The organism is Pseudovibrio sp. POLY-S9 (assembly GCF_001431305.1).
Lineage (GTDB): Bacteria > Pseudomonadota > Alphaproteobacteria > Rhizobiales > Stappiaceae > Pseudovibrio.
This window is the reverse complement of record NZ_LCWX01000165.1, coordinates 26,997-40,007: the sequence shown is the minus strand read 5'-3', so window position 1 is coordinate 40,007 and position 13,011 is coordinate 26,997. Positions and strand designations below refer to the sequence as shown.

General features: G+C 51.3%; 15 protein-coding genes. 11 read left to right on the top strand and 4 right to left on the bottom strand.

The window, feature by feature from the left end; all coding sequences use genetic code 11:
• Nucleotides 1-154: 154 nt before the first annotated feature.
• Both PPL9_RS15845 and PPL9_RS15840 read left to right on the top strand, forming a co-directional pair.
• Nucleotides 155-562, top strand: a complete 408-nt coding sequence (locus tag PPL9_RS15845) for a hypothetical protein (protein ID WP_057463611.1) — start codon at nt 155-157, stop codon at nt 560-562.
• A 215-nt stretch (nt 563-777) separates the two neighbouring features.
• Nucleotides 778-1,368, top strand: coding sequence for a DUF2087 domain-containing protein (locus PPL9_RS15840; protein WP_208989405.1), 591 nt, complete (start codon nt 778-780; stop codon nt 1,366-1,368).
• Nucleotides 1,369-1,441: 73 nt separating this feature from the next.
• Here PPL9_RS15840 and hemF read toward each other — a convergent pair whose 3' ends face one another.
• The 4 genes from hemF to PPL9_RS15820 all read right to left on the bottom strand — a co-directional run bounded on the left by hemF (nt 1,442) and on the right by PPL9_RS15820 (nt 4,363).
• Nucleotides 1,442-2,353 carry an oxygen-dependent coproporphyrinogen oxidase gene (gene hemF / locus PPL9_RS15835; RefSeq protein WP_057463610.1) on the bottom strand — a complete coding sequence of 304 codons (912 nt, stop codon included), beginning with the start codon at nt 2,351-2,353 and terminating at the stop codon, nt 1,442-1,444.
• 89 nt (nt 2,354-2,442) lie between these two features.
• On the bottom strand, nt 2,443-3,072 hold the full coding sequence (locus PPL9_RS15830) for a DUF1176 domain-containing protein (protein WP_152986714.1): 630 nt from the start codon (nt 3,070-3,072) through the stop codon (nt 2,443-2,445).
• Nucleotides 3,073-3,260: 188 nt separating this feature from the next.
• On the bottom strand, nt 3,261-3,839 hold the full coding sequence (locus PPL9_RS15825) for a DUF1176 domain-containing protein (RefSeq protein WP_057463609.1): 579 nt from the start codon (nt 3,837-3,839) through the stop codon (nt 3,261-3,263).
• A gap of 68 nt (nt 3,840-3,907) precedes the next feature.
• On the bottom strand, nt 3,908-4,363 hold the full coding sequence (locus tag PPL9_RS15820) for a tRNA (cytidine(34)-2'-O)-methyltransferase (RefSeq protein WP_057463608.1): 456 nt from the start codon (nt 4,361-4,363) through the stop codon (nt 3,908-3,910).
• A 567-nt stretch (nt 4,364-4,930) separates the two neighbouring features.
• Between PPL9_RS15820 and PPL9_RS15815 the strand changes: the two genes are divergently transcribed.
• The 9 genes from PPL9_RS15815 to PPL9_RS33365 all read left to right on the top strand — a co-directional run.
• Nucleotides 4,931-5,320, top strand: a complete 390-nt coding sequence (locus tag PPL9_RS15815; protein ID WP_057463607.1) for a hypothetical protein — start codon at nt 4,931-4,933, stop codon at nt 5,318-5,320.
• Nucleotides 5,321-5,393: 73 nt separating this feature from the next.
• On the top strand, nt 5,394-7,232 hold the full coding sequence (locus PPL9_RS15810; protein WP_057463606.1) for an ABC transporter ATP-binding protein: 1,839 nt from the start codon (nt 5,394-5,396) through the stop codon (nt 7,230-7,232).
• A gap of 366 nt (nt 7,233-7,598) precedes the next feature.
• On the top strand, nt 7,599-8,159 hold the full coding sequence (gene petA, locus PPL9_RS15805) for a ubiquinol-cytochrome c reductase iron-sulfur subunit (protein WP_057463604.1): 561 nt from the start codon (nt 7,599-7,601) through the stop codon (nt 8,157-8,159).
• Nucleotides 8,160-8,182: 23 nt separating this feature from the next.
• Nucleotides 8,183-9,439 carry a cytochrome b/b6 gene (locus tag PPL9_RS15800; protein WP_057463603.1) on the top strand — a complete coding sequence of 419 codons (1,257 nt, stop codon included), beginning with the start codon at nt 8,183-8,185 and terminating at the stop codon, nt 9,437-9,439.
• A gap of 18 nt (nt 9,440-9,457) precedes the next feature.
• Nucleotides 9,458-10,300, top strand: a complete 843-nt coding sequence (locus PPL9_RS15795; protein WP_057463602.1) for a cytochrome c1 — start codon at nt 9,458-9,460, stop codon at nt 10,298-10,300.
• Between the two features lie 144 nt (nt 10,301-10,444).
• On the top strand, nt 10,445-11,317 hold the full coding sequence (locus PPL9_RS15790; protein ID WP_057463600.1) for an S-methyl-5'-thioadenosine phosphorylase: 873 nt from the start codon (nt 10,445-10,447) through the stop codon (nt 11,315-11,317).
• Nucleotides 11,318-11,403: 86 nt separating this feature from the next.
• Nucleotides 11,404-11,949, top strand: coding sequence for an adenine phosphoribosyltransferase (locus tag PPL9_RS15785; protein ID WP_193757764.1), 546 nt, complete (start codon nt 11,404-11,406; stop codon nt 11,947-11,949).
• Nucleotides 11,946-12,656, top strand: coding sequence for a 5,6-dimethylbenzimidazole synthase (gene bluB / locus PPL9_RS15780; RefSeq protein ID WP_057463599.1), 711 nt, complete (start codon nt 11,946-11,948; stop codon nt 12,654-12,656). The genes PPL9_RS15785 and bluB overlap by 4 nt, the downstream gene beginning before the upstream one ends.
• Nucleotides 12,641-13,011, top strand: a 371-nt coding sequence (locus PPL9_RS33365) for a GNAT family N-acetyltransferase (RefSeq protein WP_208989404.1), incomplete at its 3' end; no start/stop codon positions are given. The genes bluB and PPL9_RS33365, both read left to right, overlap by 16 nt.

The window sequence follows — 13,011 nt, the reverse complement described above, 5'->3', positions numbered from 1 at the left end:
TTCGCGGCTAGCGAGCGGAAGCCGCCTTTGATCCAGTCCAGCGCTGTGAGTTTGGTTTTCTCTGTCATTCATTCACCATACGCTGCCGTATTGACAGGGTCTAGCTTTAAGCTACCATACGCTACCGTATGGAATCAAAGATGAGGCAATTCCTATGAATAAGTGGCTTTTGGCTTCTGGTATCCTGTCGTTGTTGTTGATGCTGGTACATGTGTTTCTGGGTGGGCCAGAGATCCATGATCCTGTATTGGGCAGTGATCTTCATCCTGTGGTGATCGCGGTGCTGTCGGTGGTCTGGCATGGAATCACTGTGGTGATGCTGGTCAACGGTGTGTTGTTGCTGGTAGCTGCCTTTAGAGAGGAACTGGCCGCTGGTGTTGCCTGGGTGGTGATTGGGCAATATAGCGGGTTCACGCTGCTGTTCATCTACTACGGCCTCACCCAGTTGGGTAACCTGATGGATATGCCGCAGTGGATTTCCTTCGCGATTATAGCTGGCTGTGTGGCGATGGGATTGCGGAAGGCCGGGCGTGCAAATGCATTGCGGAGTTCTGTAGCCTGAGTGGTTGAAATGGGTGACGCCCAAAACTGCTGCGTGTTGACATTTCGCGGTTTGCGCTTTTATTGTCATCATCGGTCGGCAGTTCCCAAGGCGTCGCTGCCCCGTAAGGGGAGCTAAACCTGCCATTCACTTCGACAGCAATCGACATTCTTGTCCGATGCCGCTTCGCAAGCCAGCGACCACGAAAATGTAATGCGGCTCGAGAGGATTTTTCAATGTCGAGAGTCCCAGTCCCTCTTCGGTCGCCTGATATCTCCACGTTTGCGCGTAGTGTTGCCCGCCAGATGAAAACTCGCGGTGATACTCCCTCGCATGTGGAGTTGATGAACATGCTCGCCAAAGCGGCGGGTTTCCAGAACTTCCAGCATCTAAAAGCTTCGCATTCTGCGGGTCGTCGCCTAGATGCCGAGCCGGTTGTCGAGACGGTAGACCATCGGCTTGTTGAGCGCGCCCTCAATCAGTTTGATGATTTGGGGCGATTGGTGAGCTGGCCGTCACGGCGGCAGGTTCAGGTGCTTTGTCTTTGGCAGCTGTGGTCCCTTATTCCGGCTGGTGCATCGCTTCGGGAGAAAGAGATCAACATGCTGCTCAAGGAAGGGCACTGTTTTGCTGACCCTGCTTTGTTAAGGCGTGAGCTGTTTAGTCTCGGGCTTTTGCATCGTAATCGGGATTGTTCTGATTACAGACGGCAGGAGCAACAACCACCGCTGGAAGCGCGTGATCTGATCAAGCGTTTGAAGGGGAGAAGTTTGGAAAGTGAGACTGGCAGTTCTGCCATGTCGTTCATTGTCAGGCCGAGCGCTTAAGCTGGTTTTCACTTCCAAAGAGACAGGAAGCTCCCCAATACGTGGGTTGGGGAGCTTCTTTCGTTTTTCTGGCTTATGGCCACTTTACCACGGGTGGCATGGAGGACAGGATGGAGGAGACGTTTCCGCCTGTCTTGAGGCCGAAGATTGTGCCGCGGTCGTAAAGGAGGTTGAACTCCACGTAACGGCCACGACGGACCAGCTGTTCTTCGCGTTGTTCGAGCGTCCATGGGGTCAGGAAGTTTTTGCGGATCAGCTTTGGATAGATGTCGAGGAAGGCGTTGCCGACGGATTTGGTGAGGGCAAGGTCTGCATTCCAGTCGCCGGTGTTGTGGCGGTCGTAGAAAATGCCACCGATGCCGCGTGCTTCGTTGCGGTGAGGCAGATAGAAGTACTCGTCGCACCACTTCTTGAAGTGCTCGTAATCAGCCCCCGGATGGTCTGCGCAGGCTGCTTTCATAGCCTCATGAAATTCGACAGTGTCCGGATCTTCCTGCGTGCGGCGTGCGCTGAGTACAGGTGTCAGGTCTGCTCCGCCACCAAACCATTGCTTGGTGGTGACGACCATGCGGGTGTTCATATGCACTGCTGGTACATTTGGATTGTGCATATGGGCGATCAGGGAGATGCCGGAAGCCCAGAAACGCGGGTCTTCGCTGGCTCCGGGGATCTGATCGCGGAACTCTGGCGAGAACTCACCGTGTACGCTGGAGACGTGTACGCCAACCTTCTCGAACACACGTCCATGCATCAGGGACATGACACCGCCGCCGCCGTGGCCGCCGCTGTGATCTGTACGTTCCCATGGGGTGCGCTCGAAACGTCCCGCTGGCTGGTCGGAGAGGGGGCCGTCCAGTTCCCCGACTTCTACTTCCAGCTGCTCAAAGGCATTGCAAATGTTGTCACGCAGCTGGCTGAACCACGTGGATGCCTCTTGTTTTTTGTCTTCCAGATCTGCTGGAAGCGTGTTTTGTGTCTCGCTCATAGTCCCTCCTTGAGCGCAAAGCGTTCTTTGCTGTTCTATGTAAGGGAGCGCAACTGAGAAGTACAGGTGAGGCGGAACGGTGCACGGAGCTATTTGGATCTGTCGAGGATGACCGGATACTTTTCAGGCTGAACATAGTTGCCGTCACATTGGGGCTTGGCACGGAACTCCATCAGCTGGGGATAGCCGTCGGAGGTGAACTTGTGGACCTCGTAGGTGCCACAATCTCCAAGACCGCGGCCTTCTGTGAAGCTGGTCAGATCTCCGGTCTTGATGTCCCAGACACCGTTGAAGACCACGTCAGGGTTGTCGTTGCCTTCATGTTTTGGGCGTTCAAAGGTCAGCAGCTTGGCGTTGTTGGGCTGGCGGGAATCTATACGGATGTAGAGGTGGGCCATGTTGTAAAGGTTGTTGGCGCACATGAACTCCAGCACCTTCACGTCCTTGCTGAACTGCAGTGTATTGTTGCCGGACAGGTCGTAGGCGTCTTTCCAATCACAGGGATAGGCTGCATCCAGCATGTTTATGTAGCGGTTCAGGATTGATGGATCGTGCTGTGTGACGGGTTTGACAGGTTCGGCGTGTAACGAGCTTGCCAGTAGAGTTTCGAAGAGAACGGTTGCTGCAAAGCAGGCTGTGAATGTTCGGGGCAAGGTTTGGAACACGGCGATCTTCCTCTTTGGACAACCCCAAAGCAGTTCGCATTTAAGTTGAAACATATGAACTGCTTTAGTCTTTGTTTTTGCGTATCTTTATCCGAAAACCGATTTCCACTTTTCGGAGATACGCTGTAGTCTTCTTGCTGTGTCCCTGAAGATGCCTTGCCAGCCTTACTCTTGCGCTAAAACTCTTGGTTTCATCGTGCTTACCAAGAAGCTTCGGGCTTTAATGGACTTGCTGGCCGCTTTTACCTTGGCGGGTAGATCAACGGGTAATCCGTTGGCTCACGGAATTTGCCGTCACACTGCCGCTTGGCGCGATACTCCACGAGTTCCAGATACCCTTTGGGTGTGAAGCGGTGGATTTCAAAAGAGCCGCAGTCAGAGAGGCCGCGATCCACTGTGAAGCTGGTGAGAGCGCTGCGATTGTGATCCCAAAAGCTGTTGAACAGAATGTACCGGCTGGTGACTGGCTGGTCCTCAGGACGATCGAGGGAAACGAGTTTTGCAGGCTGGTTTGAGTTTTTGGTGCGACGGATATAGAGGTTCGCCAGATTGTGCATGCCAACGGTGCAGGAGAACTCGAGCACCTCGACGCCGTTGCCGAGGTCGTAAAGGTTATACCCGCTTCGTGTGTGTGCATCATGCCAATCACAGGGGTATATCTCGTCCAGCAGGTGGAGATATCGATTCAGGACGGCTTCGTCATGCAGGTTGGCATGGAGGACGGGTTCGACCGGTGCTCCTGCGAAAGTGGGCTGTGGAACTGACAGCAAAAGTGCAAAGCAAAACAGATGAGCGAATTTTCTCGAAAGACTCTCAAACATCGCAATAAAAACCTAAATCGCGCAAAGCAACGCATTCAATAACGCAACTAGTTTAGGTTGTGTTTTATTCAAAAACAATCTGTTTGACGAAGAGCTTCACCCAGGACCATGCCAGTGGAAACGGCCATATTGAGAGAGCGCATGCCGTTCTTCATTGGAATCAGCAGTCTTGCATCAGCAACTTGATGGATATCTTCCGGCACGCCAGAACTTTCGCGACCCATCAGGATCAGGTCCTCTTTCTTGAACGCGAACTGCGTATAAGGGCGTGATCCTTTGGTGGTCATGAGGATAAGTCGGCGTTTTTCGGCTATCTGCCATTCACGAAAACTCTCCCAATCCATATGGCGTTGGAGTTTGGCGCGTTCGATGTAATCCATGCCAGCCCGTTTAAGTGCATGATCAGACTGGGGGAAGCCTGCCGGCTCGATCAGGTGCACCGTCACATCCATGCAAGCGGCCAGCCGTAATAGGGTCCCGGTGTTATGCGGAATGTCTGGCTGGTAAAGGGCAATATCTGGCATGTTGTCGGGTGCTCGCGTTGTTTCCTGAAAGATTGGCTTATGGAAGCATCTCTTGGGCATCTAGAGGAACCCGAGGAAAATCTCCAGAAAAATCATAGAGTTTGTTGATAGGTGGAGCGCTTCGGTGGGTGAAACCTAATGGAAATCAAGAGGTTCTATCTGAATTCGTGATATATGTTGCGAAAAAGATACACCACATCCTAAAGTGGTTTTCCGTATTTTTTGGGGCTAGGCATGTCTCCGCCTTTATGAGTATAAGCATCTCGCACCGGCCGAGAGCCCTCATCTTACTTGACGAGACTCTCCGAGTTGCTGATCGCCCGATCAGCTATTTTTTAACGTTGGAACTAGGGAGACATACATGAATACTGAATTTGTGCTCGTGAACGTAAATGTTCTCCCAGCGACTGGCGCATGCGCTATGCATCCCGCCAAAAACGCAGGTTACGCCGTTTCCGCTTAGAAGGCGGATTTCCAACACTTTCTAGCTCGTATTTTCTTAATGCAGCCCTCTTCACGGACGTATTACGTCTGCGGTTGCATGCATATGTTGTCGGAGTATCTCCAATGATTACGTCATTTATCTGGGCGCAGATCGCGTCCCGTGACGATTCTGCATCTCAAATTCCGGTCGATGGTGGCCGGTATGTGCGCTCGGCTGGTTCTGAAAAAGGAACGTTTTCTCAAAGCCTTGGGCACGCATTCTGGTTCTTGATGATTAGTGCTGGAATCGCATTTTTTACAATTATTCCAACGCTCTACGCAGAGTTGGCTACGGTAGAAATTGTAAGAGCAAACGGAATCAACGAGGCTGGCTCTCTGTTTCAGGGACGTTTGATTGATACCCTGGTTGGAGCTTTTGCTGTTGGGGTTGGAATTGCCAGTGTTATCTGGACTTTTTCCGGCTCTCCGAAAGATAACCGGGATCCTTACGATCGAGATGAGCGGCTGCAGTAAGCAGCCGTCATCCTCTTACCATGTTGACGTGGTAGCGCACCTTGCAAACCAAATATCTTAATTGGGATTTGTCATGTTCTCTTATTTTGAGAAGCTTATTGACCCATTCAAAATGGAAGAGATCGAGACTCCTCCAAGTAAGTTTTGGGGGTTTATCTGGTATTATACCAAGCCTGTTTCAATACTACTTGTTGTGATCGCCTTTTTCGCTGCATCTATTGCTGTAATTGAAGTGGTTATCTTTACGTTTATGGGTGATTTGGTGAACTGGTTAGGCACCGAAGACCCGGAAACGTTCTTTGCCGACAACTGGGGTCATCTGATCTGGATGGGTGTCGTTCTTCTTGTTATTTCGCCGATCATGTCAGCAGTTTGGGAGATGTTCTTCCATCAAGGATTGGTTGGTAACTATCCAATGCTGATCAGGTGGAAAGGGCACCGACAGTTACTTCGACAGAGTCTGACTTTCTTCCATAATGACTTTGCAGGTCGCATTGCTAACAAGCTGATGCAGACCTCACTTGCTGTACGGGAAGTCATTACGCGTATTGTCGATATCTTTGTCTATGTAATTGTTTACTTTCTGGCTGCACTTGTTGTGCTTGTGAGCGCAGATTGGCGTCTTGCCCTGCCGATGATCGGTTGGCTGCTCTCCTACTTCCTCGTCATGTACGTCTTTGTTCCCAAGCTTAAGCGTATTTCCAAGAAGCAAGCAGATGCCCGGTCTGTGATGACTGGTCATATCGTTGATGCTTATACGAATATCTCGACCGTAAAGCTGTTTTCACATGCATCGCGCGAAGAAGATTATGCCAAAGGTTCCATGAGCACTTTCATGGATACCGTGCATAAGCAGATGCGGAATGTGACCAAGCTGAACATCTGCCTGACGCTGATCAATAATCTGCTCTTGTTGTCTCTTGGCGCTCTGTCCATCTGGCTTTGGCAGAGGGCTTTGGTGACGACTGGTGATATCGCGATTGCGATTGGTCTGGCCTTGCGTTTGCAGGGCATGTCTCAGTGGATCCTTTGGGAAGTTGCTGGTCTGTTTGAGAATATCGGTACTGTTCAGGACGGATTGGGCATGTTGTCCCGGCATACTGAGGTCACTGATAAGCAAGATGCGAAAGCGCTTGTTGTTTCTGACGCGGAAATTCGCTTTGAAGATGTGAAGTTCCACTATGGCAAGGGCAGTGGCGTTCTGGAGAACCTGTCGCTCAACATTAAACCGGGTGAGAAAATCGGGATTGTTGGTCGCTCGGGTGCGGGTAAATCGACCCTGATGAACTTGCTGCTGCGCTTCCATGATCTGGAAGGTGGACGCATTGCCATTGATGGTCAGGATATTCGCGGCGTGACGCAAGAGAGCCTGCGCCAGAATGTTGGTGTGGTTTCTCAGGATACTTCTTTGCTGCACCGGACGATCCTGGAAAACATCACCTACGGCAAAGACGGCGCAACACTGGAAGAGGCAACTGAAGCGGCGAGACGGGCTCATGCTCTGGAGTTTATTGATGGCCTGAAAGACCCTGAAGGGCGGACTGGCTTTGATACTCTGGTGGGCGAGCGCGGTGTGAAACTCTCTGGCGGTCAGCGTCAGCGCGTCGCTATCGCGCGCGTCTTGCTGAAGGATGCTCCGATCCTTGTTCTGGACGAAGCAACGTCTGCTTTGGACTCAGAAGTGGAAGCTGCGATCCAGGAAAGCCTGTTCGAATTGATGGAAGGTAAGACAGTTATTGCAATTGCCCACCGACTTTCCACAATTGCGGCAATGGATCGCCTCATTGTCATGGATCAAGGCAAGATCGTCGAGATGGGTACCCATGAGGAACTTCTGAAATCCGAAGGTATCTATGGAAACCTCTGGAATCACCAATCTGGCGGTTTCCTTGCACAAGTTGCCGCCGAATAAGGATTCCTGACAGGGAATCAAGCGGTTTAAACCAAAAGTGGTTCGGGGAGAGTTTGCGTCCTATGGTCCCCGAACCACTCGACTTTTGACTCATATTTGCGTGTCAAAATCTCAATTGATCCCGTTTTTTTCCTCTTATGCCCAAGTTGTCTGCGACAATAAGTCCGCAAATTTTTAACCAGTCTAGACAAGTGCGACCATTGGTGGCAGATAGCATCCGTCAATATAAGTGCGTATTTAGCGCATTTTCACCTATGTCTTCTTTGCGGTGTATAGACAGTGACCGGTTTTGACTGGTTGCGGGCCTGTCCTCACAGAAGAGATCGTAGGTGTTCTCTTTCAATTTTGTTTCGAGAGGACACGACCTTGGAACACACGGACACGGCTGAACCGTCACGCCGCGATTTTCTTTACATCGCGACCGGTGCCGTGGGCGCGGTCGGTGCGGGAGCTCTGGCTTGGCCCTTTATCCATCAGATGAACCCCGATGCATCTGCACTGGCTTTGGCTTCTATCGAAGTTGATGTTTCTGCGGTTGAAGTCGGGCAATCCATCACTGTGACCTGGCGTGGTAAGCCGGTCTTTATCCGTCAACGTACGGAAAAAGAGATCGCTGAAGCGACAGAAGTGCCTATTGCTGATCTGCCAGACCAGTTTGCACGTAATGCTAACCTAGAAGATGGTGCGGACGCATCTGACGCAAACCGCGCTACGACAGGTAAAGAAGCCTGGCTGGTTATGGTTGGCGTTTGTACGCACCTGGGCTGTGTGCCTCTTGGTGAAGCTGGTGAATACGGCGGCTGGTTCTGCCCATGTCACGGCTCCCACTACGACACTGCTGGTCGTATTCGTAAAGGCCCGGCTCCAGAAAACATGCTCGTGCCGCCTTACAAGTTTTCCAGCGACGACGTTGTTGTAATCGGCTGACGAGGCCCTTTCAGGAGGCAGCTATGGCTGGTCATTCTACTTATGAACCGCAAAACGCTGGCGCCAAATGGCTTGAGCGTCGTTTGCCGGTACTCTCCCTTGTACATGGGAGTTTTGTTGCGTTTCCTACCCCGAAGAACCTGAACTACTGGTGGACCTTCGGCGGTATCGCATTTTTCGTGCTCGTTGTTCAGCTCATTACCGGTATCGTTCTGGTAATGCACTACACGCCGAATGATGCGCTCGCATTTGCATCCGTTGAGCACATCATGCGCGATGTGAACTACGGATGGTTGATGCGTTATCTGCACTCAAATGGTGCATCCATGTTCTTCTTCGCAGTGTACATCCACATCTTCCGCGGTATGTACTACGGTTCTTACAAAGAGCCGCGCGAAATTGCATGGATCCTGGGTGTGTTGCTGTTCTTCCTCATGGTGCTTACCGCATTCATGGGCTACGTGCTTCCTTGGGGCCAGATGTCTCTTTGGGGTGCAACGGTTATTACGAACCTGTTTTCTGCAGTTCCAGTTGTTGGTGAAGCAATCACCACATGGCTCTGGGGTGGTTTCGCAGTTGGTAACCCAACACTGAACCGCTTCTTCTCACTGCATTATCTGCTGCCGTTCGTGATCCTTGGCGTTGTGATGCTGCACATCTGGGCGTTCCACGTTGCTGGTAACAACAACCCAGTTGGTGTTGATCCTAAGTCCGATAAAGACACAGTTCCATTCCATCCGTACTACACGTTGAAGGATCTGTTCGCGATCGTTGTCTTTATGATCCTGTTCTCCTGGTTCGTGTTCTACCTGCCAAACTATCTGGGTCATGCTGATAACTACATTCCAGCTAACCCAATGGTGACACCAGCGCACATCGTTCCAGAATGGTTCCTTCTGCCATTTTATGCGATCCTGCGTGCGATCACTTTCGATATTGGTCCAATTCCTTCCAAGCTCGGTGGTGTGATTGCCATGGGTGGTGCGATTGCGATCTTGTTCGTGTTGCCTTGGCTTGACACTTCCAAAGTTCGTTCAGCGAATTACCGTCCTGTTTACCGGTTCTTCTTCTGGCTCTTCTTCTTCACCACAATCATGTTGGGGTGGCTTGGATCTAAGCCTGCTGAGCAGCCATACATTGCCTGGATCCAGTTCTTTACGGTCCTCTACTTCGCACACTTCCTGATCGTTCTTCCAGTTCTCGGACTGATCGAAACGCCTCGGAAAGTTCCTGACTCAATCAACGATGCAGTGCTGGGTAAGTCCAGTGATGCGGCTTAAGGGCAGGGGATTTTAAAGATGAAAAATCTAATGTTCAAAAGCGCTCGTGCTCTGGCTGTTGTTGCAGGTCTTGCTGTAGCTGGTCCGGCTCTTGCAGCTGGCGAAGGACCTCACGTCGAAAAGCAGCCTTGGTCTTTTGCTGGCCCATTCGGTCAGTTTGACAAAGCGCAGCTGCAGCGCGGCTTCCAGGTGTACCAGGAAGTTTGTTCTGCCTGTCATGGACTGAGCTACGTCGCATTCCGTAACCTTGCTGAGGAAGGCGGACCAGGTTTCTCTGTTGATGAAGTGAAGGCTCTTGCAGCTGAATACTCCATCGAAGATGGCCCGGACAGTGAAGGTGAAATGTTTGAGCGTGACGGTAAGCCGTTCGACAAATTTCCATCACCATTCCCGAACGAGCAAGCTGCACGTGCTTCTAACAATGGTGCTTACCCACCAGACCTTTCTTTGATGGCAAAAGCGCGCGCTGCCCTTCGTGGTTTCCCTTGGTTTGTTCTTGATGTTGCCACGCAGTATCAGGAAAACGGCCCGGATTACCTGTACGGCCTGCTAACTGGCTACCATGAGGCACCTGAGGGTGTTGAGGTTCCAGAAGGTCAGTACTACAATCCAGGCTTCATTTCAGGGTCCACGCTTGCAATGGCGCCTCCGCTGTCTGATGAGCTGGTTGAGTACTCCGACGGTTCTCCAATGACTGTTGATCAGTATGCTCGTGACGTTTCTGCATTCCTGATGTGGACTGCTGAGCCTCATCTGGAATCACGCAAGCGTATCGGCTTTGGTGTGATGGCATTCCTGATCCTGTTCGCATCGCTGCTGTACTTTACAAAGCGTAAGATCTGGAGAGATGTTGACCACTAAGGTCACATTTATAAATTCAAAAAGGGCTATCCTAATCGGGTAGCCCTTTTTTTTGGGGTTGCTGGCTGGATTTGATGTACCGCCAACTTCCTATCAGTGAATCAGGTAAGGTTGCGCCGACACAGGCAAAGCGGAGAGAGCGATATGCAGGCGGTTCTGGGCATTATCGGAGGTTCTGGCCTCTACAATATTCCTGGTTTTGAAAATGCCCGATGGGAACGGATCGAAAGCCCGTGGGGTGAGCCAAGTGATGATGTTTGCATCTGCGAGATTGGTGGTCTGAAGGTTGTTTTCCTGCCTCGTCACGGTCGTGGACATGTGCACTCTCCAACCGAGATCAATTATCGTGCAAATATTGACGTGCTTAAGCGGGCTGGTGTCACAGACCTGATTTCCGTCAGCGCCTGCGGGTCCTTGAAAGAGGAATATGCACCGGGAACTTTCGTTCTTGTTGACCAGTTCATCGATCGTACGTTTGCGCGCGAAAAGAGCTTTTTTGGAACTGGCTGCGTGGCGCATGTCTCCGTTGCTGATCCTATTTCGCCACTGCTGGTGGATGTTGTTGAAAGTGCCTGTCAAGAAGAGGGCCTTACGTATAGCCGCGGCGGTACTTATCTGGCTATGGAAGGGCCTCAGTTTTCTTCCAAGGCAGAAAGCCTCCTCTACCGCTCCTGGGGCTGTGACGTTATTGGTATGACAAACATGCCGGAAGCCAAACTGGCCCGTGAAGCGGAAATCAGTTATTCAACTGTGGCGATGGTAACGGATTACGACAGTTGGCATGCCGACCACGGAAACGTAGATATCAACGCGATCATCAAGGTTCTACACGAGAACGTGGAAAGTGCTCAGAAGCTTGTCCTAGCTGTTGCCCGGAAACTGCCGAGAGAGCACCAGCAGTGCCCGGTTGGTTCCAACACGGCACTTGATTTTGCGATTATGACTGCTGAGGACAAAAGAGACCCGGCACTGCTTGCAAAGCTTGATGCTGTTGCTGGACGTGTGCTGCGCAAATAATCGAGCACAGATCGCTTATGGGGCCCTCGTTGAAGGGCTTCTTACAAAAACTATGCAATTCAAACGCGGAAATGACCATGACTGACATAACTAACAGTATCTCAGAGGAGCTGATTGCGTCCATTCGGACCATTCCAGACTATCCAAAGGAAGGTATTCTGTTTCGCGATATCACAACACTGCTGAGTGATCCTCGCGCCTTCCGCCGTGCGGTTGATGCACTGGTACAGCCTTGGGCTGGCTCCAAGATTGAGCAGGTTGCTGGTATCGAGGCGCGCGGCTTTATTCTTGGTGGTGCTGTGGCTCACCAGCTCTCCGCCGGTTTCTTGCCAGTGCGTAAGAAGGGTAAGCTGCCGTTTAAGACCATCGAGCAGGAATATGAGCTGGAGTATGGTACCGATACCATTGAGATCCACTGTGATGCTGTAAAGCCCGGTGAGAAGGTTATTCTGGTTGATGACCTGATTGCGACTGGTGGGACCGCAGAAGCTGCTGTGAAGCTTCTGAGAAGCGCTGGGGCCGACATCGTGGCTGCGTGCTTCATTGTCGATTTGCCAGAACTGCAAGGACGTGCAAAACTGGAAGCACTCGATATTCCTGTCAGGACATTGGTGGAGTTTCCCGGTCATTGAATGACGCCTTTGTAGAGAATGGCCCGCAGTTTTCTGCGGCCTTCAATCACGATTTTGAATTGCTTTTGAAATGGCGCCGGGATGTGCGCCATTTTAAGCAAGACATTATTGATCGCGAAACTGTTGATGAGCTTTTGCGATTAACTGATCTTTCCCCAAGCGTCGGCAACAGTCAGCCGTGGCGCTTTATCGAGATGAGCCAACCTGCGAACCGCGAGGCTGTTTATCTCAATTTCCAACAGGCAAATTCTGAAGCTCTTAAGGGCTATAAAGGGGAGCGGGCAGAAAGCTATACCAAGCTCAAGCTGCAAGGCTTGACCGATGCTCCGCTGCAATTTGCTGTATTTTGTGATCTTGATCCAACGCAGGGAGGTGGGCTCGGACGGCAGACAATGCCAGAGACGCTGGCTTATTCTTGTGTTAGCGCAATTAATTGCCTCTGGCTTGCTGCTAGAGCAAAAGGCATTGGTGTCGGTTGGGTGTCTATTCTCAACCCTGACAGTATCGGGCAGTTGTTTGGTGTTCCTGAAAACTGGAAATTTGTTGCCTATCTTTGCATAGGTTACCCCTGTGAGAACAACGAAGTCCCCGAACTGCAGCGCACTGGCTGGCAGGCACGTACTGCCACTGAATTGCGAATGTTAAAAGATATTGATCTAGTCAGGCCAGAAGCCAAACAGGAGTCTTCTTCGTGTCAATCCAAGTAAGAGCAATTGAACCAGAAGATCGAGAGCAGGTTGTTGAACTGCTCGTTAACCGGTGGACCAGTCCTGAGCAATTGCTTGATGGTGAAATGGTGGATGCCTCACGTCTGCCCGGATATCTCGCTCTGGATGAAGGGCGTCTTGTGGGGATGATTACGTTGATCAAGCGGGAGCAGGAATGGGAGATCCTTACGCTGGATTCGCTACAGCGCTGGGGCGGCATTGGTACGCTTCTGCTGGATGCTTCCGTTGATGCTGCGCGGCAGGAAGGTCTTGGCCGGATTATGGTGCGGACCTCTAACGACAATCTGGATGCATTTCGGTTTTATCAAAGACGTGGCTTCCGCTTAGAAAAAGT

Excerpts from the sequence above, each read along its gene's own strand:
- PPL9_RS15810 (WP_057463606.1), top strand. The coding sequence starts at position 5,394 with ATGTTCTCTTATTTTGAGAAGCTTATTGACCCATTCAAAATGGAAGAG.
- PPL9_RS15800 (WP_057463603.1), top strand. The coding sequence starts at position 8,183 with ATGGCTGGTCATTCTACTTATGAACCGCAAAACGCTGGCGCCAAATGG.
- PPL9_RS15820 (WP_057463608.1), bottom strand. The coding sequence starts at position 4,363 with ATGCCAGATATTGCCCTTTACCAGCCAGACATTCCGCATAACACCGGG.
- PPL9_RS15840 (WP_208989405.1), top strand. The coding sequence starts at position 778 with ATGTCGAGAGTCCCAGTCCCTCTTCGGTCGCCTGATATCTCCACGTTT.
- hemF (WP_057463610.1), bottom strand. The coding sequence starts at position 2,353 with ATGAGCGAGACACAAAACACGCTTCCAGCAGATCTGGAAGACAAAAAA.
- PPL9_RS15790 (WP_057463600.1), top strand. The coding sequence starts at position 10,445 with ATGCAGGCGGTTCTGGGCATTATCGGAGGTTCTGGCCTCTACAATATT.
- PPL9_RS15830 (WP_152986714.1), bottom strand. The coding sequence starts at position 3,072 with ATGTTTCAACTTAAATGCGAACTGCTTTGGGGTTGTCCAAAGAGGAAG.
- PPL9_RS15845 (WP_057463611.1), top strand. The coding sequence starts at position 155 with ATGAATAAGTGGCTTTTGGCTTCTGGTATCCTGTCGTTGTTGTTGATG.
- PPL9_RS15795 (WP_057463602.1), top strand. The coding sequence starts at position 9,458 with ATGAAAAATCTAATGTTCAAAAGCGCTCGTGCTCTGGCTGTTGTTGCA.
- PPL9_RS15825 (WP_057463609.1), bottom strand. The coding sequence starts at position 3,839 with ATGTTTGAGAGTCTTTCGAGAAAATTCGCTCATCTGTTTTGCTTTGCA.
- PPL9_RS15815 (WP_057463607.1), top strand. The coding sequence starts at position 4,931 with ATGATTACGTCATTTATCTGGGCGCAGATCGCGTCCCGTGACGATTCT.